The following is a 327-nucleotide window of genomic DNA, read 5'->3' as shown; positions in this document are numbered from 1 at the left end:
CTGCGCGGGGTCACCTTGGCGTACCCGCACCGCCTTGATCACCGCGAGGTCGGCCTCCTCGCCCAGCTCATCACGAAAGTTTTCCAGCACGCGCTGCTCGATGTTGGCCATCACCGTGTTCACGCCCTGGCTGTGCAACTGGTCAAGCGTCTGCTCATCAAGGTAGCTTTGCAGGAGGGATTCGGCGAACTGCCCCATGGGTTCCACCGCATGGATCACATACAACTCGGCATTGAACGTACGCGCCAGTGCCAGCGCGTGTTGCATCACAAAAGGTGCGTAGACACCGAGGTCGGTGGCGTACAGCATGGAGCGGATCATTCGACC

The 327-nt window shown here is 60.6% G+C and carries 1 protein-coding gene; it reads right to left on the bottom strand.

The genetic code is table 11. The annotated features are described in order from the left end of the window. Positions 1 to 321 (bottom strand): universal stress protein (locus SB765_RS28635; protein WP_410932359.1); only part of this gene is annotated, 321 nt, incomplete at its 3' end. Positions 322 to 327: the final 6 nt, after the last annotated feature.

Source organism: Pseudomonas sp. SIMBA_067, from assembly GCF_046534675.1.
Taxonomy (GTDB): Bacteria; Pseudomonadota; Gammaproteobacteria; order Pseudomonadales; family Pseudomonadaceae; genus Aquipseudomonas; species Aquipseudomonas putida.
Note: the sequence above shows the minus strand (reverse complement) of the source record. Positions and strands in the feature narration are given on the sequence as shown.